Below are 23,685 nucleotides of genomic sequence, written 5' to 3'. Positions count from 1 at the left end.
CAGAATCGCGGAGGTCGCTCTGGCCGGCGGGGACAGTTGCTGCTCCGGCACAAACGCCGCGGTGCGAGGACCGCGGCGCCGAGCGACGGGAGCAATTCTTAGCGGCCGCAAAATTCTGTGGCAAAGGAGTGACATACGAAGCCGGGTAGTGGATCAGGGGCGGCGCCCTGGTCATTTATGGCGGTACACCCCCCACCGATAAAGAACTTTCCTACCAACTAGGGACCTTCGTACGTGATGCACGTCCTATGTGCGGGCTCACATCGAACACGTAACAACCTCACCAGCAGTTGCCGTCGCAATTCTCTGCGTGAGCAAACTCCTCCGGAAGGAGGAGATGTGTGTCGCCGAACTCGTGCCACAGGTAGAGACGGCGTACGGCCTCGGCATAAGCCCGGTCCACGGCGGCCCGTCCCGCCACCGCCTCCAGCATCAGCAGATGCGAGGCCTGCGGCTCGTGCAGCCCCGTGAGGAGCCCGTCCACCACGCGCACGCCCCGCTCGGGCGTCACCACGAGCTCCGTACGGCCCGCCGCGGCCCGGACCACCCCGTCGGGGCCCGCGGCCGACTCCACGGCGCGTACGGCCGTCGTACCGACCGCTATGACGCGTCCGCCGCCCGCCCTCGCGGCGTTGGCCAGCCGCGCGGACGCCTCGGGCACCTCGAAGAGCTCGGGATACGGCGGCTCGTGCGCCTCGGGCGACGCCACCCCCGTGTGCAGGACGACCGGCGCGAACTGCACCCCCCGCTCACCAGCCGCGCCACCAGGCCCGCGGTGAACGGCCGGGCCGCGCTCGGCGTCTCCGCGCTGCCCGCCCCGTCGGCCGAGGGCAGCGCGAACACGGTCTGATGCGCGGCCAGCGGCTGGTCCCGCTCCGTATAGGAGTAACGGATGGGGCACCCGTGCTCCCGCAGCAGCGAGGGCACGTCGGCCGGCACCCGGGCCCACCACAGCCGCCCGCTCCCCGGGGCCAGCGGCTCCTCCAGGGCGAGGCGTACGCCCCCCGGGGAGGTGCACGACTGAATCCGCGGGCCCGCCCGCCCGCGCGCGCGTGGTGCCCCGGCCGTCCGGATCCCGCAACTCGACGGCCCACCGTCCGTCGTCGCCCCGCGTCGAGAAATGCACCACCACGCGCGCGTGCCCGAGAGTCCCGTCGACCGCGGCGGGCAGCGTCCGCGAGGTGTTCACGATCAGCAGGTCCCCGGCCCGCAGCAGCGCGGGCAGGTCGGCGAACGCATGATGCGAGACCGCGGTCCCGCGCGACACGAGCAGCCGCACCGCGTCCCTGCCGCGCCCCGGCCCCCGCTGCTCGGCGGGGACGCGTGCCGCCAGCTCCCCGGGCACCCGCACGGCCGGCGTCATCGCGCGTCCGGAGAAGCCGGAGAAGCCATGGGAGTCATAGGAGCCGCAGAAGCCGCAGAAGCCGGAGAAGCCGGAGAAGCCGGAGACGAAGGAGTGCTCAGCAAGGCGGGTGCGGCGTACCGCCCGCTCGCCGGGCGCTCGTCGAGCAGCCGCAGGAAGGCGGGCACCACCGTCCCGGGGGAGGGCCGCCCCGAGGCGTCGTCGTCCGGGACGGCCGCCGCGTAGAGATCGGTGTCCAGGTCACCGGGGTCGACCGCCCACACCCTGATCCCCGGTTCCTCCACGGCGAGGACCGCCGACAGCTGATCGAGGGCGGCCTTGGACGCCCCGTACCCGCCCCACGTCTCGTACGCCTCCACGGCAGCGTCCGAACTGACGTCGATCACGGCGCCCGCCCCCGAGGCCCGCAACAGGGGCAGCGCCTCACGGACCAGCCCCAGCGGGGCCACCACATTGGTCTCCAGCGCCCGCCGCAGCCCGTCGACCGCGAGCGCGTCGAGCCGGACGAGGGGCTCCGCGCCCAGCGCGCTCGCGTTGTTCACCAGCAGGTCGAGACCGCCGAGCCGGTGCGCCGCCGCCACCAGGTCCGCCCGGTGCCGGGCCTCCGTGACGTCCCCGGCGACGCCCTCCACGCGCGTGCCGTGCCCCGCCGGCTCGCGTACGGCTTCGGCGAGGACGGCGGCCGTCCTCGCGTCGAGCACCAGATCCCAGCCCCGCTCGGCGAGCGCCGCGCCCAGCGCGCGCCCCAGTCCCTTCGAAGCCCCCGTGATGATCGCTACCGGCATGACGTCCGTCCCCTCGGGTCGCCCGGGTGGCCGCTGCTCCAGCGGCTGACCCCACGCCAGGAACGGACCCGCCCCGGCCGCCTCGTGCCCGGGCCGCAACGGCTCAGGGCCCTTCGGCCTACGCCCACCGCCCTAGGCGACGGCAGCCACAGGTCCGATACGCACTGTCACACCCCGCCGGTACGGTGAGGCCATGAGTCAAGGTCCCCGGTCCGGCCTGGACGCGGTCAGTTCCGCGCTTCTGGCCATGAGCAGGCAGCTCGAAGTGCGCGACGTCCTCAAGACGATCGTCGCCTCGGCCCGCGAGCTGCTCGACGCGGAGTATGCGGCGCTCGGCGTCCCGGACGACCACGGCGGGTTCGCCCAGTTCGTCGTCGACGGCGTCAGCGACGAGCAGTGGCGCGCCATCGGCCCGCTGCCCCGGCAGCACGGCATCCTCGCCGCGATGCTGCACAAGGCGGAGCCCGAGCGCCTTGCCGACGTGCGCAAGGACCCCCGCTTCGAGGGCTGGCCCTCCGCCCACCCGGACATGTCCGACTTCCTCGGCCTGCCCATCCGGTATGGCGGCGAGACGCTCGGCGCCCTCTTCCTCGCCAACAAGAACTGCCCCAAGCCGGACGGCGGCTGCGGCTTCACCGCCGACGACGAGGAGCTTCTCTCGATCCTCGCCCAGCACGCCGCGATCGCCCTCACGAACGCCCGCCTCTACGAACGCAGCCGCGAGCTGACCATCGCCGAGGAGCGCTCGCGCCTGGCCCACGAACTGCACGACGCCGTGAGCCAGAAGCTGTTCTCGCTGCGCCTGACGGCCCAGGCCGCGGCCGCCCTCGTGGACCGCGACCCCGCCCGGGCCAAGGGCGAACTCCAGCAGGTGGCCGTGCTCGCCGCCGAGGCCGCGGACGAACTGCGCGCCGCCGTGGTGGAGTTGCGCCCCGCGGCCCTGGACGAGGACGGCCTGGTGGCCACCTTGCGCACGCACACGCAGGTCCTGGACCGCGCGCACTCCGCCGCGGTCACCTTCGAGAGCCACGCGGTCCGCGCCCTGCCCGCGGCCCAGGAGGAGGCGATGCTGCGCGTCGCCCAGGAAGCCCTGCACAATGCCTTGCGCCACTCCGGCGCGGAGCGCGTCCGCGTGACCCTGGTGCGCCGCGGAACCGGCGCCGTGCTGAGCGTCTCGGACGACGGATGCGGCTTCGAGCCGCGCGAGATCCGGCGCGCGGGGCGGCACTTGGGCCTGGTCTCCATGCGGGACAGGGCCGGCGGGGTCGGCGGACGGCTGACCGTGGAATCGGAGCCCGGAAAGGGCACGACGATCGAGATGGAGGTTCCCGGTGGCTGATGCCGTGTTCCGTCCCAGGACGGGGATCCGGGTGCTGCTGGTCGACGACCACCAGGTGGTCCGCCGCGGCCTGCGCACGTTCCTGGAGGTGCAGGACGACATCGAGGTCGTGGGCGAGGCGTCGGACGGCGTCGAAGGGGTCGAGCAGGCCGAGAAGCTGCGGCCGGACGTCGTCCTCATGGACGTCAAGATGCCGGGCATGGACGGCGTCGAGGCGCTGCGCAAGCTCCGCGAACTGGCCAACCCCGCGCGCGTGCTCATCGTCACCAGCTTCACCGAGCAGCGCACGGTCGTCCCGGCCCTGCGCGCGGGCGCCGCCGGGTATGTGTACAAGGACGTCGACCCGGACGCGCTGGCGGGCGCCATCCGCTCCGTGCACGCGGGCCATGTGCTGCTCCAGCCCGAGGTGGCGGGAGCGCTGCTCTCCCAGGAGGAGGCCAACACCGGCCAGGGGAGGGGCGGTTCGCTCACCGAGCGGGAGCGCGAGGTCCTGTGCCTCATCGCCGACGGCCGCTCGAACCGCGAGATCGCGCGCGCCCTCGTGCTCTCCGAGAAGACCGTCAAGACCCACGTCTCGAACATCCTGATGAAACTGGACCTGGCCGACCGCACCCAGGCCGCCCTCTGGGCCGTACGGCACGGGGTGACCGGCTGATCAGCGCTTCTGCACACTTCGTCAACCGGCGGAGCGGAACGTCGCGTTCCGGGCTGAGATTCATACCGTCGTGTCAATGTCCCCCACTTGGCGCAACCTCCGCGCCGCCGGACCGTTCTCCAGTGCGTGCTGCGGCGGCTGGCCGCGGCAATCGCTAGGAGGGTCCAGAAGTGAAGAACCTGAAGAAGGCCGCTGCCGTCACGATGGTGGCGGGTGGCCTCGTCGTCGCCGGTGCCGGTCTCGCCTCCGCCACGGGCGGCGCGCACGCGGACGGCAAGGCCGTGAAGTCGCCGGGCGTCGGCTCGGGCAACCTCGTCCAGGCGCCGGTGCACATCCCCGTGAACGCCGTGGGCAACACCGTCTCCGTCATCGGTGCCCTCAACCCCGCCTTCGCGAACCACGGCCTCAACGCCTGACGTACGCCCTGGGCGCAGCAACGACAGACCGGCCTCCCGGGCCCTCCCCGGGGGGCCGGTCCGTCTTTACCCGCAGGGCGCGGGGGAACTGCCCGGCAGGTCAGCAACGACCTCCGGGCTACTTCTCCCGCTCCCGCTCTTCCACGTAGGCGTTGTAGGCGGCCACCTGTGCCCGCCGAGCCGTCCGTTCCACCGGCCGGAGCGCCTCACCCCGCGCCGCCATCTCCGAGGCGCTCACGGCCCCGCCGTGGCCGTTCTCGTACGCCACCGAGATCAGCAGGCCGACCCGCTGGGCCAGCTCCAACACCCGTACTGCACGCGGCGGATATCCGGGGGCGAGCGCCTCCCGGCCCCGCTCGGCCCGCGCCCGGTAGGCGTCCACCGCGGCCTCGGCGACCGGCCCCGAGCCCGCGACGTCCAGCCGCGAGAGCACCTCCGTCGCGTCCCGCAGCGCCTCCGCGAGCTCGCGCTCCGCCTCGCCCAGCGAGGGCACGTCGGCCGGCGGCGCCTCCCGTACGGGCAGGCAGTGCCAGAGGACCTCCACGTGTACGTCACCGGCGGGCCCCGCCTCGGACACCTCGGGCACCAGGCCGTACGGCGCCCCGTAGGCGACGACCGCCTCCTCGGCGTCCAGGGCCCGCGCGTTGAAGGCGGGCGGGCCGCTCAGGCCGAGCGGATGCCCCGGCGCGGGCAGCGCGACGCGGAGCCCGGTCACCCCGAGCGTGCGGAATCGTCCGAGGGCGAGCGTGAGACCGACGGGCCCCGACTCGCCGGGCAGACCTTCGACCCGGTGCGCGGCGTCGTCGCCCACGATGGCGAGCACCGCGTCATCCGGTGAGACAAGTCCGGCAAGAAGGGCATTTCCCCATGCCGCCAAGCGTCCTGAGCGTGGTTCCGAGAGCATGCCTACAGCCTAAGGACCGGGCTAAGGACTGGAGTGCTCGGCCGGTGGCGTAGGTTTTCTCCCAGGGGACTGCGCCCACAGGCGCAAGCGACAGCCGAGACTGCAATGGGAGACAACGCGCTCATGAGCGATGTACTGGAGCTGGAGGACGTATCCGTGGTCCGCGAGGGCCGGGCTCTGGTGGACCAGGTCTCCTGGTCGGTCAAGGAGGGTGAGCGCTGGGTCATCCTCGGACCGAACGGCGCGGGGAAGACCACCCTCCTGAACGTCGCGTCCAGCTACCTCTACCCGAGCACCGGAACCGCCACCATCCTCGGCGAGACCCTCGGCAAGCCCGGCACGGACGTCTTCGAGCTGCGCCCGCGCATCGGCGTCGCCGGGATCGCGATGGCCGAGAAGCTGCCCAAGGGCCAGACGGTCCTCCAGACGGTGCTCACGGCCGCGTACGGCATGACCGCCGGCTGGCACGAGAACTACGAGGAGGTCGACGAGCAGCGCGCCCGCGCCTTCCTCGACCGCCTCGGCATGACCGACTACCTGGACCGCAAGTTCGGCACCCTCTCCGAGGGAGAGCGCAAGCGCACCCTGATCGCGCGCGCCCTGATGACCGACCCCGAGCTGCTCCTCCTGGACGAGCCCGCCGCGGGCCTCGACCTCGGCGGCCGCGAAGACCTCGTACGCCGTCTCGGCCGCCTCGCCCGTGACCCGATCGCCCCTTCGATGATCATGGTCACGCACCACGTCGAGGAAATCGCCCCGGGCTTCACCCACGTCCTCATGATCCGCCAGGGCAAGATCATGGCCGCGGGACCGCTGGAGCTCGAACTCACCTCCCGCAACCTCTCCCTGTGCTTCGGACTGCCCCTGGTGGTCGAGGAGCGGGGCGAGCGCTGGAGCGCCCAGGGCCTTCCGCTCGGCTGACACCGGCGCGCACGGCCGGGCCCGCGCCCGCCGATTGATCACGTGCCCTGTGCGAGAAGGTCCCGCGGTCCTACCATGACCATGTGGACATCGACGCATGGGTGTGGTGGCTGATCGGAGCCGTCGCGCTCGGAATCCCGCTCGTACTGACCGCGATGCCGGAGTTCGGCATGCTCTCGGTGGGCGCCGTCGCGGGCGCCGTGACCGCGGGCCTCGGCGGCGGCACCGTCCTGCAAGTCGTGGTCTTCGCTGCGGTGTCGGTCGCGCTCATCGCGGTCGTCCGCCCGGTGGCGGCCAGACACCGCGCCCAACGACCCGAACTGGCCACGGGCGTGGAGGCGTTGAAGGGCAAGACGGCCGTCGTCCTGGAACGGGTCGACGCCTCCGGCGGCCGGATCAAACTCGCCGGCGAGATCTGGTCGGCCCGCTCGCTCGACACCGCCCAGAGTTATGAGGCGGGACGCGAAGTGGATGTCGTCGAGATCGACGGAGCGACGGCCATCGTCATGTGAATGCACCACGGGCGGTGCGGCGGTCTGTCAGACTCGACGAGCAAGATCTTCGCCGACCCGCGTGCCGGCTCTGCGGATCTTCCGGGAACACCGAGGCAAGAGGGGTACGGGGAACAACGATGCAACCAATCATCATCGTCCTGATCATTCTGGTGGTGCTGGTCTTCATCGCCCTGATCAAGACGATCCAGGTGATCCCGCAGGCCAGCGCGGCGATCGTCGAGCGCTTCGGCCGCTACACCCGCACACTGAACGCGGGCCTGAACATCGTCGTCCCGTTCATCGACTCGATCCGCAACCGCATCGACCTCCGTGAACAGGTCGTCCCCTTCCCGCCCCAGCCGGTGATCACCCAGGACAACCTCGTGGTGAACATCGACACCGTCATCTACTACCAGGTGACCGACGCCCGCGCCGCGACGTACGAAGTCGCCAGCTACATCCAGGCGATCGAGCAGCTCACCGTCACCACCCTGCGCAACATCATCGGTGGCATGGACCTGGAGCGGACCCTGACCTCCCGCGAGGAGATCAACGCAGCGCTGCGCGGCGTCCTGGACGAGGCCACCGGCAAGTGGGGCATCCGCGTCAACCGCGTCGAGCTCAAGGCCATCGAGCCGCCGACCTCCATCCAGGACTCGATGGAGAAGCAGATGCGCGCCGACCGCGACAAGCGCGCCGCGATCCTCCAGGCCGAAGGTGTACGACAGTCGGAGATCCTGCGCGCCGAGGGCGAGAAGCAGTCCGCGATCCTGCGCGCCGAGGGTGAGGCCAAGGCCGCGGCCCTGCGTGCCGAGGGCGAGGCCCAGGCGATCCGTACGGTCTTCGAGTCCATCCACGCCGGAGACCCGGACCAAAAGCTCCTCTCGTACCAGTACCTCCAGATGCTCCCGAAGATCGCCGAGGGCGACGCCAACAAGCTCTGGATCGTCCCCAGCGAGATCGGCGACGCACTCAAGGGCCTCGGCGGCGCGCTCGGCAACTTCAACCCCATGGGCGGCGGTTCGGGCGGCACCCCCGCCCCCAGGGAGCGCCGCGAACAGCCCCCGATCGACTGACGCTCAGGCGGCGGGCGTCGCCAGCCACTCCGGGAGGGCGGCCCAGCCGTCCCGGCCGAGCGCCAGGAGCATCGCGTCCGCGGGAGTCGGCTCGAACGGCTGCCGCAGCAGCGGCATCCCCGCCTCCTCCGGCGTCCGGTCAGCCTTGCGGTGATTGTCCGTCGCGCACGAAGCGACCGTGTTCAGCCACGTGTCCCCACCGCCCTGGGCCCGCGGCACCACGTGGTCCACGGTCGTCGCCCGCCTCCCGCAGTACGCGCACCTGTGCTGGTCCCGTACGAGAACACCCCTGCGCGACCACGGAGCCCGTCTTCGGAACGGCACCCGCACATACCGGCAGAGCCTGATCACCCGCGGCACCGGTATCTCGACGGCCGCCGCGCGCACACGGAGTCCGGGGTGGGCCTGCTCGACGACGGCCTTGTCGCTGAGGACCAGCACGACGGCACGGTTGAGCGTCACCGTCGACAGGGGCTCGAAGCTCGCGTTCAGCACCAGCGTGTCCCGCATTTCGCCCACCTCCCGTATGCACACCGACCCACCCCCTGGCGGGCTGGGATCAACTCTGGCCGGGCACGCCGAGATGGACAACGCAATAAAAAATGCCCGCCCCTGATCACTTCCATGACCAGGGGCGGGCAAACGTTCAGTGAACGCTCAGCTACCCGCGGGAGCCGCGTACTCGGCGAGCACCTGCGCCCGCGCGAGCGTGTGGAACCGGAGATTGAATCCGACGACGGCCGGCGAAGCATCGGAGTCCGGGCCGAGCTTCTCCGAGTCCACCGCGTACACCGTGAACACATAGCGGTGCGCCGGGTCACCGGGCGGCGGCGCCGCGCCGCCGAAGTCCTTCGTCCCGTAGTCGTTGCGCACCTGCACCGCGCCCTCGGGCAGCCCCTCGAACTTGCCGCTGCCCGCACCGGTGGGCAGCTCCGTCACCGACACCGGGATGTCGATCACGGACCAGTGCCAGAACCCGCTGCCCGTGGGCGCGTCCGGGTCGAAGCACGTCACGGCGAAGCTCTTGGTCTCCGGCGGGAAGCCTTCCCACCGCAGGTGCGGCGAGGTGTTCCCGGCCGCCTGGACCTGAGCGTCCTTAAGGACCGCACCCGGCTCGAAGTCCTCGCTCACGACCGTGAACGAGGGCACGGGCGGATGGAAGTCATGGGGAAGCGGCGGCCTCTTGAGCTCGGTCACGTCGGCACCTCCTGGTTGGTTCCTGCTCGGTGGCAGCTGTACGACTCTGCTTCCCCGAGCCTAGAACCAGTTGCGCTTGCTGCCGACCTGGGACAGCCACTCGTTGAGGTACGCCGCCCAGTCCGTGCCCTGGAAGTCGTTCAGACCGACCTGGAACGAGCGGAAGGAGTCGCTGCCCTCGCTGAAGAGACCCGGCTTCTTGTCCATCTCCAGGATGACGTCCATCTCGCGGTCGTCGGCCACGAAGCTCAGCTCGACCTGGTTCAGGCCGCGGTACTGCTGCGGCGGGAAGAACTCGATCTCCTGGTAGAACGGCAGCTTCTGCCGCGTGCCGCGGATGTGACCGCGCTCCATGTCCGCGCTCTTGAAGCGGAAACCCAGCTGGATGAAGGCGTCCAGAATGGCCTGCTGCGCCGGCAGCGGGTGCACGTTGATCGGGTCCAGGTCGCCGGAGTCCACGGCACGCGCGATCTCGAGCTCGGTGGTCACACCGATGTTCATGCCGCGCAGCTGCTGTCCGTCGATCGAGGTGACCGGCGTCTCCCAGGGGATCTCCAGGCCGAACGGCACCGCGTGCACCTGGTTCGCCTGGAGCGTGAAGGCCCCACCGAGGCGCAGCTTGGTGAACTCGATGTCCTGCTTCGTCTCCTGGTCCTGGCCCTCGACCTCGACCCGCGCCTGAAGACCGACGGACAGGCCCTCGATCTCCTGGGCCACGGACCCGCCCTGGATGCGCACCTCACCCTGGACGACACCACCCGGTACGACGTTGACCTCGGTCAGCACCGTCTCCACCGAGGCACCGCCGGCCCCCAGGCTCGCAAGCAGCTTCTTGAACCCCATGACTCTCCTCCCCAGGCCCCGCCTGTGGTTCGACTCGACTTTGAATCCTTGATCCATACAAACGCGGTGAACCCGCGTCCGGTTCCGTGCACTCACCCCGGCAATCCGTCCACCGGGCGGCCACCCGCCCGTCCGGACCGTCTCCAGTACGCTCGGACGCCATGATCGAGGCCCCTGACCGTACGCCCCTCAGCCATGACTTCTTCGAGCGCCCCGTCCTCGAAGTGGCCCCTGATCTGCTGGGCCGCGTCCTCGTCCGCTCCTCACCGGACGGTCCGATCGAACTGCGCCTGACAGAGGTGGAGGCCTACGCGGGCGAGGCCGATCCCGGATCGCACGCCTATCGCGGCCCCACCGCCCGCAACGGCGTGATGTTCGGTCCCCCCGGCTACGCCTACGTCTACTTCACCTACGGCATGTGGCACTGCCTCAACGTGGTGTGCGGCCCGGAGGGCGAGGCGGGCGGTGTCCTGCTCAGGGCCGGTGAGATCACGACCGGCGCCGAGATCGCCCGCAAGCGCCGGCTCGCGGCCCGCAACGACAGGGAGCTCGCCAAGGGCCCGGCCCGCCTCGCCACGGCCCTTGACGTGGACCGAAGCCTGAACGGCACCGACCTCTGCAAGGGAGGGGACGCACCCCTCACCTTCCTTACGGGCACCCCCGTCGGTCCCGACCGGATCGACAACGGTCCCCGCACGGGAGTCGGCGGCGAGGGAGCCGTCCACCCCTGGCGCTTCTGGATCCCCAACGACCCGACGGTGAGCCCTTATCGGGCCCATGCGCCACGGCGGCGCCGAACTTGACGCGGCCCTGGGCGGACCGTAATGTAGCCCGAGCCGCTTGACCCGGGTACGGCAATCTGCCAGCAGCCGGAAGCGGCCAACCACTACCTACGACTTCCCCTCAGCGGGGGCGCATTTCGCATGCTCGCATGCCGGAATTCGAACTCGCGGAACTCGATTATGAGTTGCCGAGGGAATCCGCTAACGTAGTGAACACGCCGAAAGGCAAAGGCCCCCAACGGCCACCGGAAATGAAATCCGAACCGGGAACGGAACGGAAAACGGATCTGGTAGAGTTGGAAACGCAAGAACAAAAGAAACACCGAAGGGAAGCGCCCGGAGGAAAGCCCGAGAGGGTGAGTACAAAGGAAGCGTCCGTTCCTTGAGAACTCAACAGCGTGCCAAAAGTCAACGCCAGATATGTTGATACCCCGTCTTCGGCCGTCATGGTCGGGACGAGGTTCCTTTGAAGAAAACATCAGCGAGGACGCTGTGAACCGGAAGATTATTCCTCTTCCTGGTTCCGCTCAACGCGGATGCGATCCCGATTACGGGAAAACATTCACGGAGAGTTTGATCCTGGCTCAGGACGAACGCTGGCGGCGTGCTTAACACATGCAAGTCGAACGATGAAGCCCTTCGGGGTGGATTAGTGGCGAACGGGTGAGTAACACGTGGGCAATCTGCCCTGCACTCTGGGACAAGCCCTGGAAACGGGGTCTAATACCGGATGACACTTTCTCTCGCATGGGAGAAGGTTGAAAGCTCCGGCGGTGCAGGATGAGCCCGCGGCCTATCAGCTAGTTGGTGAGGTAGAAGCTCACCAAGGCGACGACGGGTAGCCGGCCTGAGAGGGCGACCGGCCACACTGGGACTGAGACACGGCCCAGACTCCTACGGGAGGCAGCAGTGGGGAATATTGCACAATGGGCGAAAGCCTGATGCAGCGACGCCGCGTGAGGGATGACGGCCTTCGGGTTGTAAACCTCTTTCAGCAGGGAAGAAGCGCAAGTGACGGTACCTGCAGAAGAAGCGCCGGCTAACTACGTGCCAGCAGCCGCGGTAATACGTAGGGCGCAAGCGTTGTCCGGAATTATTGGGCGTAAAGAGCTCGTAGGCGGCTTGTCACGTCGGTTGTGAAAGCCCGGGCTTAACCCCGGGTCTGCAGTCGATACGGGCAGGCTAGAGTGTGGTAGGGGAGATCGGAATTCCTGGTGTAGCGGTGAAATGCGCAGATATCAGGAGGAACACCGGTGGCGAAGGCGGATCTCTGGGCCATTACTGACGCTGAGGAGCGAAAGCGTGGGGAGCGAACAGGATTAGATACCCTGGTAGTCCACGCCGTAAACGGTGGGAACTAGGTGTTGGCGACATTCCACGTCGTCGGTGCCGCAGCTAACGCATTAAGTTCCCCGCCTGGGGAGTACGGCCGCAAGGCTAAAACTCAAAGGAATTGACGGGGGCCCGCACAAGCAGCGGAGCATGTGGCTTAATTCGACGCAACGCGAAGAACCTTACCAAGGCTTGACATATACCGGAAAGCATCAGAGATGGTGCCCCCCTTGTGGTCGGTATACAGGTGGTGCATGGCTGTCGTCAGCTCGTGTCGTGAGATGTTGGGTTAAGTCCCGCAACGAGCGCAACCCTTGTTCTGTGTTGCCAGCATGCCCTTCGGGGTGATGGGGACTCACAGGAGACTGCCGGGGTCAACTCGGAGGAAGGTGGGGACGACGTCAAGTCATCATGCCCCTTATGTCTTGGGCTGCACACGTGCTACAATGGCAGGTACAATGAGCTGCGAAGCCGTAAGGCGGAGCGAATCTCAAAAAGCCTGTCTCAGTTCGGATTGGGGTCTGCAACTCGACCCCATGAAGTCGGAGTTGCTAGTAATCGCAGATCAGCATTGCTGCGGTGAATACGTTCCCGGGCCTTGTACACACCGCCCGTCACGTCACGAAAGTCGGTAACACCCGAAGCCGGTGGCCCAACCCCTTGTGGGAGGGAGCTGTCGAAGGTGGGACTGGCGATTGGGACGAAGTCGTAACAAGGTAGCCGTACCGGAAGGTGCGGCTGGATCACCTCCTTTCTAAGGAGCACTTCTTACCAACTCCGGTTGGTCAGAGACCACTACGTCGGCAAATGTTCGACGGTGGTTGCTCATGGGTGGAACGTTGACTATTCGGCACGATCGGTTGGACCTGTAAGTACTGCTTCGGCGTGGAACACAGAGTTTGATGGGTCGGGCCGGGCACGCTGTTGGGTATCTGAAGGTATGGCCGTAAGGCTGCCTTCACTGCCGACCCCAGTGCATCGCGCTGGGGGGGTGATGGGTGGTTGGTCGTTGTTTGAGAACTGCACAGTGGACGCGAGCATCTGTGGCCAAGTTTTTAAGGGCGCACGGTGGATGCCTTGGCACCAGGAACCGATGAAGGACGTGGGAGGCCACGATAGTCCCCGGGGAGTCGTCAACCAGGCTTTGATCCGGGGGTTTCCGAATGGGGAAACCCGGCAGTCGTCATGGGCTGTCACCCGCTGCTGAACACATAGGCAGTGTGGAGGGAACGCGGGGAAGTGAAACATCTCAGTACCCGCAGGAAGAGAAAACAACCGTGATTCCGGGAGTAGTGGCGAGCGAAACCGGATGAGGCCAAACCGTATACGTGTGAGACCCGGCAGGGGTTGCGTGTGCGGGGTTGTGGGATCTCTCTTTCACAGTCTGCCGGCTGTGAGACGAGTCAGAAACCGTTGATGTAGGCGAAGGACATGCGAAAGGTCCGGCGTAGAGGGTAAGACCCCCGTAGTCGAAACATCAGCGGCTCGTTTGAGAGACACCCAAGTAGCACGGGGCCCGAGAAATCCCGTGTGAATCTGGCGGGACCACCCGTTAAGCCTAAATATTCCCTGGTGACCGATAGCGGATAGTACCGTGAGGGAATGGTGAAAAGTACCGCGGGAGCGGAGTGAAATAGTACCTGAAACCGTGTGCCTACAAGCCGTGGGAGCGTCGCTGTATGTGCTTGCACATACAGTCGTGACTGCGTGCCTTTTGAAGAATGAGCCTGCGAGTTTGCGGTGCGTTGCGAGGTTAACCCGTGTGGGGAAGCCGTAGCGAAAGCGAGTCCGAATAGGGCGTTTCAGTAGCGCGCTCAAGACCCGAAGCGGAGTGATCTAGCCATGGGCAGGTTGAAGCGGCTGTAAGAGGTCGTGGAGGACCGAACCCACCAGGGTTGAAAACCTGGGGGATGACCTGTGGTTAGGGGTGAAAGGCCAATCAAACTCCGTGATAGCTGGTTCTCCCCGAAATGCATTTAGGTGCAGCGTCGTGTGTTTCTTGCCGGAGGTAGAGCACTGGATAGGCGATGGGCCCTACCGGGTTACTGACCTTAGCCAAACTCCGAATGCCGGTAAGTGAGAGCGCGGCAGTGAGACTGTGGGGGATAAGCTCCATGGTCGAGAGGGAAACAGCCCAGAGCATCGACTAAGGCCCCTAAGCGTACGCTAAGTGGGAAAGGATGTGGAGTCGCACAGACAACCAGGAGGTTGGCTTAGAAGCAGCCACCCTTGAAAGAGTGCGTAATAGCTCACTGGTCAAGTGATTCCGCGCCGACAATGTAGCGGGGCTCAAGCGTACCGCCGAAGTCGTGTCATTCCAGCAATAGGGCCAACGCCTGCTGGGATGGGTAGGGGAGCGTCGTGTGCCGGGTGAAGCTGCAGCGGAAGCTAGTGGTGGACGGTTCACGAGTGAGAATGCAGGCATGAGTAGCGATACATACGTGAGAAACGTGTGCGCCGATTGACTAAGGGTTCCTGGGTCAAGCTGATCTGCCCAGGGTAAGTCGGGACCTAAGGCGAGGCCGACAGGCGTAGTCGATGGATAACCGGTTGATATTCCGGTACCCGCTGTGAAGCGTCAAACATCGAGCCCATTAATGCTAAGGCCGTGAAGCCGTCCTGGAGCCTTCGGGCAAAGGGAAGTGGTGGAGCCGCCGACCCAAGGTGGTAGTAGGTGAGTGATGGGGTGACGCAGGAAGGTAGTCCAGCCCGGGCGGTGGTAGTCCCGGGGTAAGGGTGTAGCCCGTCATCTAGGTAAATCCGGATGACATGAGGGTGAGACCTGATGCCGAGCCGATTGTGGTGAAGTGGATGATCCTATGCTGTCGAGAAAAGCCTCTAGCGAGTTTCATGGCGGCCCGTACCCTAAACCGACTCAGGTGGTCAGGTAGAGAATACCGAGGCGTTCGGGTGAACTATGGTTAAGGAACTCGGCAAAATGCCCCCGTAACTTCGGGAGAAGGGGGGCCATCACTGGTGATTGGATTTACTCCATGAGCTGGGGGTGGCCGCAGAGACCAGCGAGAAGCGACTGTTTACTAAAAACACAGGTCCGTGCGAAGCCGTAAGGCGATGTATACGGACTGACGCCTGCCCGGTGCTGGAACGTTAAGGGGACCGGTTAGTGCACTTTCGGGTGTGCGAAGCTGAGAACTTAAGCGCCAGTAAACGGCGGTGGTAACTATAACCATCCTAAGGTAGCGAAATTCCTTGTCGGGTAAGTTCCGACCTGCACGAATGGCGTAACGACTTCTCGACTGTCTCAACCATAGGCCCGGTGAAATTGCACTACGAGTAAAGATGCTCGTTTCGCGCAGCAGGACGGAAAGACCCCGGGACCTTTACTACAGTTTGATATTGGTGTTCGGTTCGGCTTGTGTAGGATAGGTGGGAGACTGTGAAGCGGGCACGCCAGTGTTCGTGGAGTCAACGTTGAAATACCACTCTGGTCGTGCTGGATGTCTAACCTGGGTCCGTGATCCGGATCAGGGACAGTGTCTGATGGGTAGTTTAACTGGGGCGGTTGCCTCCCAAAGAGTAACGGAGGCGCCCAAAGGTTCCCTCAGCCTGGTTGGTAATCAGGTGTTGAGTGTAAGTGCACAAGGGAGCTTGACTGTGAGACCGACGGGTCGAGCAGGGACGAAAGTCGGGACTAGTGATCCGGCGGTGGCTTGTGGAAGCGCCGTCGCTCAACGGATAAAAGGTACCCCGGGGATAACAGGCTGATCTTCCCCAAGAGTCCATATCGACGGGATGGTTTGGCACCTCGATGTCGGCTCGTCGCATCCTGGGGCTGGAGTCGGTCCCAAGGGTTGGGCTGTTCGCCCATTAAAGCGGTACGCGAGCTGGGTTTAGAACGTCGTGAGACAGTTCGGTCCCTATCCGCTGTGCGCGTAGGAATATTGAGAAGGGCTGTCCCTAGTACGAGAGGACCGGGACGGACGAACCTCTGGTGTGCCAGTTGTCCTGCCAAGGGCATGGCTGGTTGGCTACGTTCGGAAAGGATAACCGCTGAAAGCATCTAAGCGGGAAGCCTGCTTCGAGATGAGTATTCCCACCCCCTTTGAGGGGTTAAGGCTCCCAGTAGACGACTGGGTTGATAGGCCAGATCTGGAAGCCCGGTAACGGGTGGAGGTGACTGGTACTAATAGGCCGAGGGCTTGTCCTCAGTTGCTCGCGTCCACTGTGTTAGTTCTGAAACAACGAACAGTTGTGTCGGCTGAACAGCTACACCACTTAATTGAAGAGTGTGCTTGTTCGCTGCCCTGTTTGAGATCCCGCTTTTGCGGCGGGATATTTCATAGGGTTTCGGTGGTCATAGCATGAGGGAAACGCCCGGTTACATTCCGAACCCGGAAGCTAAGCCTCATAGCGCCGATGGTACTGCAGGGGGGACCCTGTGGGAGAGTAGGACGCCGCCGAACAATCTTTGGAGGACCCTTGGTCCCAGCGTCCACGCTGGGACCAAGGGTCCTTTTTGTTTTGTCGAAGCGCGCCGGCTACCCGGCTGCGCAAGAATGACTGCGGTACCGAAGACTAGGAGTCACCGATGTCCACCAACTCTCCCGACGAGCGACCGGAGCGCGGGCAGCGCAGCCGGGACGGTGGCGACCGTGGCGGTTACCGTGGCGGCGCGCCGCGTCGCGACAACGACCGCAGCGGTGGCGGGCGTCCTCCGTTCCGTCGCGATGACCGCCCCACTTCCGGTGGTCCCCGCCGCGACGACCGTGACCGTGGTGGTCCGCGTCGTGACGACCGTGGCGGCGAGCGCGGTGGGTTCCGCCGTGACGACAACCGTGGTGGCGGCGGTGACCGTGGCGGTTTCCGTCGCGATGACAACCGTGGCGGTGGCGGTGACCGTGGTGGCTTCCGTCGCGATGACAACCGTGGTGGCGGCGGTGACCGTCTCCCGTTCCGCCGTGACGACCGCTCGACCTCCGGCGGCCCGCGCCGCGACGACAACCGTGGTGGTGGCGACCGTCCCCCCTTCCGTCGTGACGACCGCCGGGATGACCGGCGTGACGACCGTGGCGGTGACCGTGGTGGCTTCCGCCGTGACGACAACCGTGGCGGCGGCGACCGTGGCGGCTTCCGTGGGCGTGACGACCGCGAGGGCGGGCGTCCTCCGTTCCGCCGCGACGACCGCTCGACCTCCGGCGGCCCGCGCCGCGACGACAGCCGTGGTGGTGACCGTCCCGCGTTCCGCCGCGACGACCGCTCGACCTCCGGCGGCCCGCGCCGCGACGACAGCCGTGGTGGTGACCGTCCCGCGTTCCGCCGTGACGACCGCTCCACCTCCGGGGCCCCGCGCCGTGACGGCGACCGTCCTCCCTTCCGTCGTGACGACCGCCGGGATGACCGGCGCGACGACCGTGGCGGTGACCGCGGCGGCTTCCGCCGTGACGACAACCGTGGTGGCAGCGATCGCGGTGGCGACCGTGGTGGCTTCCGTCGCGACGACAACCGTGGCAGCGGCGACCGTCCCCCCTTCCGCCGTGACGACCGGCGCGACGACCGCAGCGGCGACCGTCCTCCCTTCCGTCGTGACGATCGCCGTGATGACCGTCGTGACGACCGCCCCCGTGGCGGCGACCGGCCGGCGTTCCAGCGTGATGACCGCCGTGACGACAACCGTGGCGGTGGCGATCGCGGTGGGTTCCGTCGTGACGACAACCGCGGCGGCAGCGACCGTGGCGGCGACCGCGGTGGGTTCCGTGGGCGTGACGACCGTGGCGGCAGTGATCGCGGCGGCGACCGCGGTGGTGACCGTGGTGGCTTCCGTCGCGACGACAACCGTGGCGGCGGCGACCGTGGCGGCTTCCGTGGGCGTGACGACCGGGGTGGGCCCCGTCGCGATGACCGCGGTGGACGTCCCGGCGGGTTCCGTGGCCGCGACGACCGGCGTGACGGCGGCGACCGCGGTGGATACCGCGGGCGTGACGACCGTGACCGGGAGCCGATCAAGCGGCTGCCGATCCCCGATGACGTCACGGGCCACGAGATCGACAAGGACGTTCAGCAGGAGCTGCAGAGCCTTCCCAAGGGTCTCGCCGAGGACGTCGCCAGGAACCTGGTGATGGTCGCCAACCTCATCGACGAGGACCCCGAGCAGGCCTACGAGTACTCGCGGATCGCCCTGCGGCTCGCTTCCCGTGTCGCCGCCGTACGCGAGGCGGCGGGCTTCGCCGCGTACGCGACCCAGAAGTACAACGAGGCGCTCGGTGAGTTCCGGGCCGCCAAGCGGATGACCGGCAGCGTCGAGCTCTGGCCCGTCATGGCGGACTGCGAGCGCGGCATGGGCCGGCCCGAGAAGGCGCTGGACATGGCCGGTGCGCCCGAGGTGCAGAAGCTGGACAAGCCGGGCCAGGTCGAGATGCGTCTCGTCGCCGCCGGCGCACGGCGTGACCTGGGGCAGATCGATGCCGCCATCGTGACCCTCCAGGGCCCCGAGCTGGCGTCGAACTCCGTCCAGCCGTGGACCGCGCGGCTGCGATACGCGTACGCCGACGCGCTGCTCGCCGCGGGACGTGAGGACGAGGCGCGTGAGTGGTTCGCCAAGGTCATCGAGTCCGACAAGGACGGCAGCACCGACGCGTCGGACCGCCTCGCCGAGCTGGACGGCGTCGAGTTCGTCGACGCGCTCCAGGAGGACGCGCCGACGCCGGTCGTCGAGACCGTGACCGTCGTGGAGACGGCGCCCGCCCCGCAGACCGAGGCTGTCTTCGTCGCTCCTCCCGTCCAGGAGGACGAGGATGAGGACGATGAAGATGGCGAGGATGAGGGTGACGACGAGCGGGACGATGACGGTGATGACGCGGACCGCAAGGTCTGAGCGTTGATCTAGTCGCACGACAACGGGCGGGATCCCCTGGGGGGTCCCGCCCGTTGTCGTATGCAGGAAGGAAAGTGCAGGAAAAGCGCAGAAAGGAAAATGCAGGCGAGGGAGGTCAGAAGTCCAGGCTGCGCAGGACCAGGCCCGAGGCCGGCTTGGGGCCGAAGGACGTGGACTTGCGGGGCATCGTGACTCCCTGGCGGGCCAGGTCGCGTACGACCTCTTCGCGGACCGGGTGCATCAGGACCGCCGTGCCGCCGTCGCGTTCGGCTTTCTCCACGGTGGCCTCGGTGTCGTGGATGTACGCGATGTGCTCCGGTGCGTCCGGGATCTTCCAGATGTGGTCGAGGAGCGTGGAGTGCAGGACCGTCGCGTCCAGGGTGCGCCAGGCCTCAGGGGGGTCGGCGGGGATCGTACGGGCCAGCAGGTCCGGGTCGGGGCGGTCTATGAGGTGGAAGGCGCCGTCACCCACGAGGAGGAAGGCGTTGCCTTCGGCCGCCGCCTCGGCCAGGGCTTCCAGCGCGCGCGGCAGGGGGCCTTCGACGGTGCGTACCCGGAAGGAGCCCGTGAGGGCGCCGAGGGCTTCGGAGACCGGGAGCCGGTGCAGGTAGCGGTGGATGGAGCGGACCCGGAGCGGGTAGCGCGCGGTGTCCACCAGGAGCACCAGGCCGTAGTCCCACGGGCCGGCCGGCGGGTGCTCGGAGCGGAGCCGGAGGTAGGTCGCCCAGCGGTGGTGGCCGTCCGCGATCAGGGCCTGGTGGTGGGCGAGATCTGACCGGATCTCGGTGACGTCGGCGGGGTCGTCGACGGCCCACAGGCGGTGGCTGAAACCGTCCTCCGTGGTCGTCGACAGGAGCGGCTCGGTCGTCACGACGCGCTCGATGACGGCTGCCGCTCCCGTGGGGGCGCCGTTCGAGCGGTAGGTCAGGAGCAGCGGTTCGAGGTTGGCGCTCGTCGCGCGCATCAGGGCCGCGCGGTCCTCCACGACGTGCGTCATGACGCCTTCGTGGGGCAGGACGATGCCTTCCTCCGCCTCGGAGAGGCGCAGGGCGCCGATGACTCCGCGCTGGAGGATGCCCGCGTCGCGCTGTTCGTAGACGTAGAGGCAGGGCTCGGGGTCGGGCGCCAGGATGTGCTGGGAGAGCCAGGCGTGCAGGGTCTCGGCCGCCTGCTGGTTGCGGGCCGCGGGCGTGGTCGCCTGGGGCAGGATCAGCCGGACGATGTTGTGCGGGTCGGCTGACTCCAGGTGGAGCAGGCCGTCGGGCCGTACGACCACGTCGTACGGCGGGGACGTCACGGCGGCAAGGCTGCCGACCTGCTCGGGGACGTAACGCACGCCTCGGAACGGGATCAGGTCGAGGCCTTGGTCGTCGGTATGACCCGCTGTCTTCATTGCTGCATCGTATGTGTGTCGGAGGGATGAGCGATGATCGGGGGAGCGGGATCGATCGAGGAGCGATGTGTAATGAGCCAGACCGTCAGGACGCGGCCCGAAGGCAGCCGGAGTGTGCTGAGCGAGGCGTACGACACGGCGCTGCTCGACCTGGACGGGGTGGTGTACGCGGGGGGCCACGCGATCGACCACGCCGTCGAGTCGCTGGGGACGGCGCGGTCCGGCGGGATGCGTCTGGCGTACGTGACGAACAACGCGCTGCGTACGCCGGACGCCGTGGCCGGGCATCTGACGGAGCTCGGCATCCCGACCGGGGCGGCGGACGTCATCACGTCCGCGCAGGCCGCTGCGCGGCTGGTGAGCGAGCAGGTTCCCGCGGGGGCGCGGGTGCTCGTGATCGGCGGTGAGGGGCTGCGGGTCGCGCTGCGGGAGCGTGGGCTGGAGCCGGTGGAGTCGGCGGAGGACGCTCCGGTGGCGGTCGTGCAGGGGTACGGCGGTCCTGACATGGCGTGGGGCCGTTTCGCCGAGGCTTGTTACGCGATCGCGCGGGGAGTGCCGTGGTTCGCGTCGAACACGGACCTGACGATTCCCAGTGCGCGGGGGATCGCGCCGGGCAATGGCGCGGCGGTCGAGGTCGTGCGCATCGCGACGGGCGCGGAGCCGCAGGTGGCGGGCAAGCCGCTGCCTCCGATGCACCGCGAGACGATTCTGCGGACGGGCGCCGAGCGGCCGCTGGTCGTGGGGGACCGGCTCGACACGGACATCGAGGGCGCGTTCAACGGCGAGGTGGACTCGCTGCTCGTCCTGACCGGCGTCACGGACGGGGCCCAGCTTCTGGCGGCCCCGCCCGAGCACCGGCCCACGTACGTGGACGCGGATCTGCGCGGCATGCTGACCGGCCAGCCCGAAGTGACCCCGGTCGAGGGCGGCTTCGGCTGCGGCGGTTGGACGACCGTGGCGCGGGGGCAGGAACTGGTCCTCGACGGCGAGGGCGACGCCATGGACGGGCTGCGGGCGCTGTGCGCGGCGGCCTGGACGGAGGCGGGATCCGGGACGTGCACGCTGGACGGGGAGAAGGCGTTGTCGCGGCTGGGGCTTTAGCGGGCCGGGGCGGGAGCAGCCAGGCTAGGGAAGGCCAGGTCAGTCCGCCGCAGCTCCTGGTCGCGCTCGGTCCTTTTCCCCGGGGCCGGTCTCCCCGGGGCCGCTCTCCCCGTCGTCAAGCCTGTGGCCGTCTCGCGCCGACGCCCCGGCCGTCAGGCGGCCGGGGCGTCGGTGAGGTGTGGAAGGGGCGGGGCCCTCAGGCTGCCTCGTTGCGGTCTATCAGTTCGTCCGTCGTCGTGCCCCTGCGCCAGTAGCCGGCGAACGAGACGCGCTTGCGGTCGAAGCCGCGGTCGCCGACCAGGTGGCGGCGGACCGTCTTGACCGTCGCGGACTCGCCCGTGACCCAGGCGTACGGCGTGCCCGGCGGCAGCTCGGCGGCGCGGATGGCGGCTGGCGTGCCGCCCTGCTCGGTGAGCCAGGTGATCTCGGCGGCGGCCTCGGTGGACAGCTCCTGCTGGTCCGCCGGGTCGTGGAGCTCGATCCAGACGCGGGTCGGCGTGCCCGCCGGAAGCGTCTCCAGGATGGCCGCGACCGCCGGGAGCGCCGACTCGTCGGCGGTCAGGAGGACCCAGTCGGTGTCCTGCGGCGGCCTGAAGTCGTAGGCGCCGTTCTCCTCCTCGACCGGGGCGAGCACGCCGATCCGCGCGCCGGGGCGTGCGGCCCGCGCCCAGCTGGTGGCCGGGCCGTCGTCGGGCGAGGGAGCCGGGCCGTGGACCGCGAAGTCGACGACCAGCTCGTCCGGGTCGCGGCGCAGTTCACGGGTGGTGTAGGTGCGCATGATGCCCCGGACGTCGGGGTCGAGGGCGAGCCAGTCGGTGTACCAGTTCGCCGCGTTCCCCTCCGTCGTGTCCGGCATGACGGGGGCGTCCTGTCCCGGGTGCGGCAGGAACACCTTGATGCGCTGGTCGCGCCCCGCGGAGGCCATCCGGGCCAGGCCGTCTCCGCCGAGGGTCACGCGGATCATGGAGGGCGTGACGTACTCGGTGCGCAGGACGTGGACATCGAAGAAGTGGTACGGGGAGTCAGTCATCAGGTGAGCCTCTTCGACTTCTCGATGGCGGCGGCGAGTTGTTCGAGCACGGGGGCGTACCCGGCGTAGCTGTAGCGCTCCTCCATCGACCAGGGCACGGTCTGGCCGGCCTTGACGGCGGGGAGCAGGGCCCAGGTGGGTTTCTTCGCGAGCTCCTTGGGCGGCAGCGCGCTCGACCGGTTGTCGATCATGATGAGATCGGCGTGGTATTTGTCGGCGTTCTCCCAGCTGAGGAACTCCCAGAAGCCCCAGTCGTCGCTCTTCTTGCCCTCGACGAACTCGACGCCGAGATCCTTGAAGTAGTTGAGGTCGCAGTAGGAGTCCGGGACGGCGACGTACATCTGGTCGGCGTCGCCCGTCATCGCGAGGACCTTCAGGCCGCGGTTGGCCTTCGCCGCCTTGCGCAGCGTGCGCTCGGCCTTGTCGAAGCGGGCCTTGGCGGCGCGCACCTTCTCCGTCTCCAGGTCCGCGCCCAGGGACTCGGCGAGCTCGGTGTAGCGCTTGAGGGGTTCCAGGAGGGATGCGCGGGCGCCGTTGATGCCGACGGTGGGCGCGAGGGCCTCGATTTTCTTTGCGCTGTCCGCGGGCACGAACCACAGGGCGGGCGCCGGGAACATGTTGCTGATCAGGAGGTCCGGTTCGAGCGTCGCGTACTTCTCGATGTTGAACTGGTTGAAGGACTCGCCGAGGCTGGTCAGTTCGCCGACGTCGAGGTCGCCCGCCTGGGGGTTGGGCTTGCCGTCCACGGGCTTGGAGGGGCCGAAGATCCCGGTGCAGGAGACGCCGTAGTCGTGCAGGGCGGCGGCGGTGCTGACGAAGGCGACGATGCTCTTCGGGGTGTGGCCCACCTTGGCGGTCTTGCCGCGGTCGTCCTTGAAGCTCCAGGGCTTGGACCCCGGGCTCTTACCGGACTTCTCCTCGCTCCCGCAGGCGCTGAGCAGCGCGCCGAGGCCGAGGGCTCCGCCGGACGCGAGCAGGCCGCGGCGTGACATGCCGCTGCGGGCGAGGGGGCGGTGGGTGGTGGGCATCGGGCTGCCGCCTTCGTGGACTTGTCGACGGCTGCCGCGTGCCGCTCGAAGAGAGGCGCGTAGCCGGCGAGACGGGAAGTGCGCTTCGCCGGGCCGGGCGGTGGCCCGGACCGCCTTGACCGCGGGGAGTTCCGGGCGGCACCCTCGGAATCGGGCGCATCGGGCCGGGGGACGCACCGGTGGTGCTTCTCTCG

17 protein-coding genes, 3 rRNA genes and 2 pseudogenes are annotated in these 23,685 nt (G+C 67.9%); 13 read left to right on the top strand and 9 right to left on the bottom strand.

The window, feature by feature from the left end; all coding sequences use genetic code 11:
- Positions 1–280: 280 nt before the first annotated feature.
- Together QBL25_RS11405 and QBL25_RS11400 are read right to left on the bottom strand one after the other, a co-directional pair.
- Positions 281–1,363 (bottom strand): annotated as a pseudogene (locus tag QBL25_RS11405) (S-adenosylmethionine:tRNA ribosyltransferase-isomerase).
- Complete coding sequence (locus QBL25_RS11400; protein ID WP_409056910.1) at positions 1,360–2,148, bottom strand: SDR family NAD(P)-dependent oxidoreductase; 789 nt, start codon at positions 2,146–2,148, stop codon at positions 1,360–1,362. The pseudogene QBL25_RS11405 and the gene QBL25_RS11400 overlap by 4 nt, the downstream one beginning before the upstream one ends.
- A gap of 193 nt (positions 2,149–2,341) precedes the next feature.
- Between QBL25_RS11400 and QBL25_RS11395 the strand changes: the two genes are divergently transcribed.
- The 3 genes from QBL25_RS11395 (at position 2,342) to QBL25_RS11385 (ending at position 4,558) form a co-directional block, all read left to right on the top strand.
- The gene (locus QBL25_RS11395; protein WP_409056909.1) at positions 2,342–3,487 is read left to right on the top strand and encodes a GAF domain-containing sensor histidine kinase; all 1,146 of its coding nucleotides are present in this window, start codon (positions 2,342–2,344) and stop codon (positions 3,485–3,487) included.
- Positions 3,480–4,142: a response regulator gene (locus tag QBL25_RS11390; RefSeq protein ID WP_409056908.1), complete on the top strand. Its 663-nt coding sequence runs from the start codon at positions 3,480–3,482 to the stop codon at positions 4,140–4,142. The genes QBL25_RS11395 and QBL25_RS11390 overlap by 8 nt, the downstream gene beginning before the upstream one ends.
- A gap of 170 nt (positions 4,143–4,312) precedes the next feature.
- Positions 4,313–4,558, top strand: coding sequence for a chaplin (locus tag QBL25_RS11385; protein WP_409056907.1), 246 nt, complete (start codon positions 4,313–4,315; stop codon positions 4,556–4,558).
- A gap of 118 nt (positions 4,559–4,676) precedes the next feature.
- Here QBL25_RS11385 and QBL25_RS11380 read toward each other — a convergent pair whose 3' ends face one another.
- Positions 4,677–5,462 (bottom strand): hypothetical protein, encoded by a 786-nt coding sequence (locus QBL25_RS11380; RefSeq protein ID WP_409056906.1) that lies wholly within the window; start codon positions 5,460–5,462, stop codon positions 4,677–4,679.
- Between the two features lie 123 nt (positions 5,463–5,585).
- On the opposite strand from QBL25_RS11380, the gene QBL25_RS11375 reads away from it, so the two are divergent.
- The 3 genes from QBL25_RS11375 to QBL25_RS11365 all read left to right on the top strand — a co-directional run bounded on the left by QBL25_RS11375 (position 5,586) and on the right by QBL25_RS11365 (position 7,953).
- Entirely contained in the window at positions 5,586–6,383 is a 798-nt protein-coding gene (locus tag QBL25_RS11375; RefSeq protein ID WP_409056905.1) for an ABC transporter ATP-binding protein, read from the top strand.
- An 83-nt stretch (positions 6,384–6,466) separates the two neighbouring features.
- Positions 6,467–6,895 carry an NfeD family protein gene (locus tag QBL25_RS11370; protein WP_409056904.1) on the top strand — a complete coding sequence of 143 codons (429 nt, stop codon included), beginning with the start codon at positions 6,467–6,469 and terminating at the stop codon, positions 6,893–6,895.
- A gap of 119 nt (positions 6,896–7,014) precedes the next feature.
- Positions 7,015–7,953 (top strand): SPFH domain-containing protein, encoded by a 939-nt coding sequence (locus QBL25_RS11365; protein WP_409056903.1) that lies wholly within the window; start codon positions 7,015–7,017, stop codon positions 7,951–7,953.
- Between the two features lie 3 nt (positions 7,954–7,956).
- Here the strand turns inward: QBL25_RS11365 and QBL25_RS11360 are convergent, their stop codons facing one another.
- From QBL25_RS11360 to QBL25_RS11350, 3 genes are all read right to left on the bottom strand, one after another.
- Positions 7,957–8,463: an HNH endonuclease gene (locus QBL25_RS11360; protein ID WP_409056902.1), complete on the bottom strand. Its 507-nt coding sequence runs from the start codon at positions 8,461–8,463 to the stop codon at positions 7,957–7,959.
- Between the two features lie 147 nt (positions 8,464–8,610).
- Entirely contained in the window at positions 8,611–9,150 is a 540-nt protein-coding gene (locus QBL25_RS11355) for a YbhB/YbcL family Raf kinase inhibitor-like protein (RefSeq protein WP_409056901.1), read from the bottom strand.
- A 60-nt stretch (positions 9,151–9,210) separates the two neighbouring features.
- Positions 9,211–9,993, bottom strand: coding sequence for a sporulation protein (locus QBL25_RS11350; RefSeq protein WP_409056900.1), 783 nt, complete (start codon positions 9,991–9,993; stop codon positions 9,211–9,213).
- Between the two features lie 161 nt (positions 9,994–10,154).
- Between QBL25_RS11350 and QBL25_RS11345 the strand changes: the two genes are divergently transcribed.
- From QBL25_RS11345 to QBL25_RS11320, 6 genes and pseudogenes are all read left to right on the top strand, one after another.
- The gene (locus QBL25_RS11345) at positions 10,155–10,796 is read left to right on the top strand and encodes a DNA-3-methyladenine glycosylase (RefSeq protein ID WP_409056899.1); all 642 of its coding nucleotides are present in this window, start codon (positions 10,155–10,157) and stop codon (positions 10,794–10,796) included.
- A gap of 540 nt (positions 10,797–11,336) precedes the next feature.
- Positions 11,337–12,861, top strand: a 16S ribosomal RNA gene (locus tag QBL25_RS11340).
- 291 nt (positions 12,862–13,152) lie between these two features.
- Positions 13,153–16,275: ribosomal RNA gene (locus QBL25_RS11335) — 23S ribosomal RNA — on the top strand.
- A gap of 139 nt (positions 16,276–16,414) precedes the next feature.
- A 5S ribosomal RNA gene (gene rrf / locus QBL25_RS11330) occupies positions 16,415–16,531 on the top strand.
- Together the 16S, 23S and 5S rRNA genes form the textbook arrangement of a ribosomal RNA operon.
- Positions 16,532–16,836: 305 nt before the next feature.
- A pseudogene (locus QBL25_RS11325) lies at positions 16,837–17,682 on the top strand (hypothetical protein); the annotation flags it as partial.
- Positions 17,683–18,075: 393 nt separating this feature from the next.
- Positions 18,076–18,939 (top strand): hypothetical protein, encoded by an 864-nt coding sequence (locus QBL25_RS11320; RefSeq protein ID WP_409062614.1) that lies wholly within the window; start codon positions 18,076–18,078, stop codon positions 18,937–18,939.
- 115 nt (positions 18,940–19,054) lie between these two features.
- Here QBL25_RS11320 and QBL25_RS11315 read toward each other — a convergent pair whose 3' ends face one another.
- Entirely contained in the window at positions 19,055–20,332 is a 1,278-nt protein-coding gene (locus QBL25_RS11315) for a DUF1015 domain-containing protein (protein ID WP_409056898.1), read from the bottom strand.
- Between the two features lie 72 nt (positions 20,333–20,404).
- Here QBL25_RS11315 and QBL25_RS11310 point away from each other — a divergent pair, with 72 nt between their 5' ends.
- Positions 20,405–21,433 carry an HAD hydrolase-like protein gene (locus tag QBL25_RS11310; protein WP_409056897.1) on the top strand — a complete coding sequence of 343 codons (1,029 nt, stop codon included), beginning with the start codon at positions 20,405–20,407 and terminating at the stop codon, positions 21,431–21,433.
- Positions 21,434–21,629: 196 nt separating this feature from the next.
- Here QBL25_RS11310 and QBL25_RS11305 read toward each other — a convergent pair whose 3' ends face one another.
- Positions 21,630–22,463, bottom strand: a complete 834-nt coding sequence (locus QBL25_RS11305) for a siderophore-interacting protein (RefSeq protein ID WP_409056896.1) — start codon at positions 22,461–22,463, stop codon at positions 21,630–21,632.
- Positions 22,463–23,491, bottom strand: a complete 1,029-nt coding sequence (locus tag QBL25_RS11300; protein WP_409056895.1) for an ABC transporter substrate-binding protein — start codon at positions 23,489–23,491, stop codon at positions 22,463–22,465. Before QBL25_RS11300 ends, QBL25_RS11305 begins: the two co-directional genes overlap by 1 nt.
- Positions 23,492–23,685 lie beyond the last annotated feature (194 nt).

Origin of the sequence: Streptomyces sp. SYP-A7185 (assembly GCF_046103685.1) — a bacterium.
Lineage (GTDB): Bacteria > Actinomycetota > Actinomycetes > Streptomycetales > Streptomycetaceae > Streptomyces.
Note: the sequence above shows the minus strand (reverse complement) of the source record. Positions and strands in the feature narration are given on the sequence as shown.

Bases quoted from the DNA above. Each gene is read 5' to 3' on its own strand.
- QBL25_RS11400 (WP_409056910.1), bottom strand. From the start codon at position 2,148: ATGCCGGTAGCGATCATCACGGGGGCTTCGAAGGGACTGGGGCGCGCG.
- QBL25_RS11395 (WP_409056909.1), top strand. From the start codon at position 2,342: ATGAGTCAAGGTCCCCGGTCCGGCCTGGACGCGGTCAGTTCCGCGCTT.
- QBL25_RS11380 (WP_409056906.1), bottom strand. From the start codon at position 5,462: ATGCTCTCGGAACCACGCTCAGGACGCTTGGCGGCATGGGGAAATGCC.
- QBL25_RS11375 (WP_409056905.1), top strand. From the start codon at position 5,586: ATGAGCGATGTACTGGAGCTGGAGGACGTATCCGTGGTCCGCGAGGGC.
- QBL25_RS11365 (WP_409056903.1), top strand. From the start codon at position 7,015: ATGCAACCAATCATCATCGTCCTGATCATTCTGGTGGTGCTGGTCTTC.
- QBL25_RS11360 (WP_409056902.1), bottom strand. From the start codon at position 8,463: ATGCGGGACACGCTGGTGCTGAACGCGAGCTTCGAGCCCCTGTCGACG.
- QBL25_RS11350 (WP_409056900.1), bottom strand. From the start codon at position 9,993: ATGGGGTTCAAGAAGCTGCTTGCGAGCCTGGGGGCCGGCGGTGCCTCG.
- QBL25_RS11345 (WP_409056899.1), top strand. From the start codon at position 10,155: ATGATCGAGGCCCCTGACCGTACGCCCCTCAGCCATGACTTCTTCGAG.
- QBL25_RS11315 (WP_409056898.1), bottom strand. From the start codon at position 20,332: ATGAAGACAGCGGGTCATACCGACGACCAAGGCCTCGACCTGATCCCG.
- QBL25_RS11310 (WP_409056897.1), top strand. From the start codon at position 20,405: ATGAGCCAGACCGTCAGGACGCGGCCCGAAGGCAGCCGGAGTGTGCTG.
- QBL25_RS11305 (WP_409056896.1), bottom strand. From the start codon at position 22,463: ATGACTGACTCCCCGTACCACTTCTTCGATGTCCACGTCCTGCGCACC.
- QBL25_RS11300 (WP_409056895.1), bottom strand. From the start codon at position 23,491: ATGCCCACCACCCACCGCCCCCTCGCCCGCAGCGGCATGTCACGCCGC.